At 71.9% G+C, this 4,576-nt stretch carries 4 protein-coding genes; 1 reads left to right on the top strand and 3 read right to left on the bottom strand.

Annotated elements, in window-relative coordinates:
* Positions 1-143: 143 nt before the first annotated feature.
* The 3 genes from DQW85_RS27115 to DQW85_RS27105 form a co-directional block, all read right to left on the bottom strand.
* On the bottom strand, positions 144-935 hold the full coding sequence (locus tag DQW85_RS27115) for a class I SAM-dependent methyltransferase (protein ID WP_113702749.1): 792 nt from the start codon (positions 933-935) through the stop codon (positions 144-146).
* A gap of 92 nt (positions 936-1,027) precedes the next feature.
* Positions 1,028-2,770, bottom strand: coding sequence for a proline--tRNA ligase (locus DQW85_RS27110; RefSeq protein WP_113702748.1), 1,743 nt, complete (start codon positions 2,768-2,770; stop codon positions 1,028-1,030).
* Positions 2,771-3,018: 248 nt separating this feature from the next.
* Complete coding sequence (locus tag DQW85_RS27105) at positions 3,019-3,690, bottom strand: hypothetical protein (protein WP_162795414.1); 672 nt, start codon at positions 3,688-3,690, stop codon at positions 3,019-3,021.
* Between the two features lie 129 nt (positions 3,691-3,819).
* On the opposite strand from DQW85_RS27105, the gene DQW85_RS27100 reads away from it, so the two are divergent.
* The coding region (locus tag DQW85_RS27100; RefSeq protein WP_113702746.1) for an acyl-CoA dehydrogenase family protein at positions 3,820-4,576 on the top strand (757 nt) is incomplete at its 3' end.

The raw sequence follows: 4,576 nt of genomic DNA, 5'->3' as shown, positions 1-4,576 counted from the left end.
GGCCGGCCGCGCCGCGGGCAGCGCGGGCAGCGCGGGCAGCGCGGAGGGGCCAGAACAACGGGGCAGCCCGTACGGTGAACGGGCGGCCTGACCGCACGTCGTGGGCTCCGGCGGCGGGACCCGGGGCGCCCTTGGGGCCTGGGTCAGCGGCGGCGGCAGATCATGAGCTCCGTGGTGGGACTCTCGCGCAGGGAGCGGACCAGGCGCCGCTCGAGCGGGTAGAGGAGCGCTCCGGCCAGCCAGCCGGTGATCTCGGTGAGGGTGACGGCCCTCAGGAGACCGCCCCAGAGTTTGCGCCAGACCGGGTTGGCGTCCACCTGGGCGTTCATCAGCACGAGCATAGGGACCCGGCGCACCACGTCGAACCCCGCCTCGTCGAGGGCCGCGGTGATCCACGGGAGGGTGTGGTTGACCTGGTAGTCGCCGCGCTGCTCGTGCCGGTGCAGGAAGTTCTCCGAGAGCACGAAGGCGCCGCCCGGCTTGACCGCCTCGCCTATCGCGCGCAGGGCCGCCTTGTAGCGGTCGTCGTCGGTGATGTGGAAGAGCATGTCCATGGCGGAGACCGCGTCGAAGGAGGCGGGTTCGAGGGCTCCGCCGGGCTCGGCGATGTCGAGCTGGAGGAAGCGGGCGCTCGGGAAGCGCTCCCGCAGGCGGCGTACGGCCGCGTCGGTGAGGTCGCTGCCTGTGATCGACTTGACGCCGAGCTCCTGCCACCGGCGGACGTAGAAACCGGTGCCGGAGCCGACGTCGAGCACCCGGGCACGGGGGAAGTCCAGCCCGAGCGTGGCGGCCTCGCGGTGGAAGCCCTCGGCGCGCACCCGGTACATCCAGATGTTGAACGCGCGGCCGAGGAGCTTGTATCCGACACCGCTCTCAGTCCAGTCGGCCTGCAGGCGGCTCTCCCAGAAGTCCTTCAGCTGGAGGTGCTCCTTCATCGCACCGACATTCGCAGCGGATCAACCCCGCGTCAAATGGACACGGCCAGAAATGGACACGGCCAGAAGCCGGGCATCCGGGAGGCGGCGCGTCATGCCACGGCGGCCAGGACGCGCTCGACGGCCTCGCTGAGGGGGATCTCGCTCCGCTCGCCCGTCGTCCGGTCGCGCAGCTCGACCACGCCCTGGGTGAGGCCGCGGCCCACCACCACGATGGTCGGCATCCCCAGCAGCTCGGCGTCCTTGAACTTGACCCCGGGAGAAACCCCGGCCCGGTCGTCCACGAGGACGCGGACCCCGCGCGCCTCCAGCTCGGCGGCGAGCTCCAGGGCGGCCTCCACCTGGTGCTCCTTGCCGGTGCCGACGATGTGGACGTCGGCCGGAGCGACCTCGCGCGGCCACACCAGGCCGAGGGAGTCGTGGAGCTGCTCGGCGATGACGGCGACCGCCCGCGAGACGCCGATGCCGTAGGAGCCCATGGTGACGCGGATCGGCTTGCCGTCGGGGCCGAGCGCGTCGAGCCCGGCGGCGTCGGCGTATTTGCGGCCGAGCTGGAAGATGTGGCCGATCTCGATGCCGCGGTCGATGGACAGCGGCGCGGCACAGCGCGGGCAGGGGTCGCCGGCGCGCACCTCGGCGGCCTCGATCGTGCCGTCGGGGGTGAAGTCGCGGCCCGCGACCACGTGTGCGGCGTGCTTGCCGGGCACGTTGGCGCCGGTCACCCAGGAGCTGCCCGTGACGACGCGAGGATCGACGAGGTAGCGGATGCCGAGGTCGCGCAGGACCTGCGGGCCGATGTAGCCGCGGACCAGGCCGGGGTGCTTCGCGAAGTCCTCGGCCTCGAAGATCGCGGGCTCGCCGGGGGCCAGCGCGGCCTCCAGCCGCTTGAAGTCGACCTCGCGGTCGCCGGGCACGCCGATGACCAGCGTCTCGACCTTGTCGGAGCCGGGGGTGGAGACCTTGACGACGACGTTCTTCAGCGTGTCGGCCGCGGTGACCGACAGGCCGTGGTGCTCGTTGACGTACGACACCAGCGTCTCGATCGTCGGGGTGTCGGGGGTGTCGAGGACGCGCAGCGGCTCCTGGTCCTCGACGGCGCGCGCGGGGGGCGGCGTCGTGGTGACGGCCTCGGCGTTGGCGGCGTAGCCGCACGAGTGGCAGGCGACGAACGCGTCCTCGCCTGTGGGGGTCGGCGCGAGGAACTCCTCCGAGGCGGAGCCGCCCATCGCGCCCGACGTGGCGAACACGATCTTGTAGGTGATGCCGAGCCGGTCGAAGGTCCTGATGTAGGTCTCGCGGTGCTGCTCGTAGGAGCGCTTGAGGCCGTCGTCGTCGAGGTCGAAGGAGTAGGAGTCCTTCATGAGGAACTCGCGGCCGCGCAGGATGCCCGCCCGGGGCCTGGCCTCGTCGCGGTATTTGGTCTGGATCTGATAGAGCGTGACCGGATAGTCCTTGTAGGAGCTGTATTCGCCCTTGACCATGTCGGTGAAGAGCTCCTCGTGCGTGGGCCCGAGGAGGTAGTCGGCGCCCTTGCGGTCCTTCAGGCGGAAGAGCGTGTCGCCGTACTCGGTCCAGCGGCCGGTCGCCTCGTAGTATTCGCGGGGCAGCAGGGCCGGGAAGAGGACCTCCTGGCCGCCCATGCGGTCCATCTCCTCGCGGACGATCCTGGCGACGTTTTCGAGCACGACCTTGCCCAGGGGCAGCCACGAATAGATGCCGGGGGCCACCCGGCGGACGTAGCCGGCGCGGACGAGGAGCTTGTGGCTCGGCACTTCCGCGTCTGCCGGGTCGTCCCGCAGGGTGCGAAGAAACAACGACGACATGCGCAGCAACACGGCTACTCCTTGCTCGAGCCCGGGTGTGGAGGATTACAGGCTATCGACTCCGGGCGGCGGGCCGCTCTGGTTGCCGGGCGGCTGTGGACGACGCTCCGGCCGGGAGGGCCGTCGGAGAGCCCGGGAGGGGCCGTCGGAGAGCCCGGGAGGGACCGTCGGAGAGCCCGGGAGGGACCGTCGGAGAGCCCGGGAGGGACCGTCGGGGAGCCCGGGACCCCAGAGAGCCGGGAGGAGCCGTCGCGGCGCCGTCAGGGGACGAGCGGGAACCAGGTGCCCAGGGACTCCGCCAGCACGATCACGAACAGCCCGGCGAGGAGGGCCGTCACCGCCAGGGCGCGCATCCGGCCGCCGGCGGTCCTGCGCAGGGCGAACACCAGCCCGACCGACAGGCTGCCGATGAACAGCGCGGGACCCGGCCAGAACGTCGCCTCACTGTCGATGAACCCGGGTGTGGCACGGTCCACGACGTCGGCCAGCAGCACGCCTCCCACGACCCCCGCGGCGATGTCGCCCCAGCGGTCCTGCCGGCGGGTCACGTACGCGAGCACGCCGAGGCCGACGAGCATGCCGAGCATCAGGTTGAGCCCGGCGGCACTGCCCCCGATGACGTCGAAGGTCATCCGCCCGCGCAGCGCGCTCGCGCCCATGGCGGCCACGAGCGTGGAGACGGCGGCGAGGAACGTGGTCAGCAGCGCCCAGCCCCACCCCGACGCGCTCGCCCCCACCACGAGGGCGAGGGCGAAGTACGCGTACGGGTCGTAGACCCTGTCGAGCCAGGCGGGGCCGATGCCGGACAGGAGCATGCCGGTGAGCCCGACGACCAGTCCCCCGAGGAAGGCCGCGAGCACGTGACGTTCGATGCGACGCTGCCGCCGGTCGTACTCGGCGAAGTCGGCGTAGTCGATCGCTGTCTTGTCCATCTCCATCCCAGGCCATCCCTCCCCCCTCGTATGCAGAGGAATGACCACTTCCACACTATGTGACCGTACAAAAAGCATAAATAGCGGAAAGCCATATGTCACCCAGCAATCGCTTGGTAGTCTACGGCCGTGACGGTCACCGACGAGCTCCGCGACGTGGTCCGCTCCTACCTCGCCGAACGTCCCGGCGCGCCGTGGCTGGAGTTCGCGGGCGAGCTGGGGGCCGCCGGGCTGGCCGTTCCGGAGGCGTACGGCGGCGCGGGCTGCGGCGCGGTCGAGATCGCCGTGGTGGCGGAGGAGCTGGGCAGGGCGCTGTCCCCGCACCCCTTCCTGCAGACCGCGGTCCTGGCCGTGGAGGCGCTCAAGGCGGGTGATGACGAGGCCGCCATGTCGCGGCTGCTGCCGGCGCTGGCCGCGGGCGAGCTGACCGCCACCGTGGTCCTGCCCGGTGACGGCGAGCTGCGCCTGGAGGGCGACCTCCTCACGGGCACGGTCCCGTACGCGCTGGAGGGCGAGCTGGTCCTGGTGTTCGCCGGAGGGCTGCTGCTGGAGGCGGCTCCGACGCTGCGCGTGCCACACGTGACGATGGACGAGAGCCGGCCGCTGACCGCGCTGTCGTTCGAGCGGGTCCCGGTACGGCAAGCGGGCGGCGGCACGGCGTGGACCCGGGTGCGCGACCTCGGGATCGCGGCGCTGGCGGCGGAGCAGGTCGGCGGGGCGGCGCGCTGCCTCGAGGCGGCGACCGACTACGCGAAGAGCCGCCGGCAGTTCGGGCGGCCGATCGGCTCGTTCCAGGCCGTCAAGCACAAGCTGGCCGACCTGCTGCTGCTCGTGGAGTCGGCCCGGTCGGCGGCGCTCGCGGCGGCGACCGCGGGCGCGCCAACAG

Source organism: Nonomuraea lactucae (assembly GCF_003313395.1).
GTDB lineage: Bacteria > Actinomycetota > Actinomycetes > Streptosporangiales > Streptosporangiaceae > Nonomuraea > Nonomuraea lactucae.
The sequence above is the reverse complement of the archived record's forward strand: the minus strand, read 5'-3'. Positions and strand labels throughout refer to the sequence as shown.

Coding starts and splice junctions, on each gene's coding strand:
- DQW85_RS27115 (WP_113702749.1), bottom strand. CDS start 935: ATGAAGGAGCACCTCCAGCTGAAGGACTTCTGGGAGAGCCGCCTGCAG.
- DQW85_RS27105 (WP_162795414.1), bottom strand. CDS start 3,690: ATGGACAAGACAGCGATCGACTACGCCGACTTCGCCGAGTACGACCGG.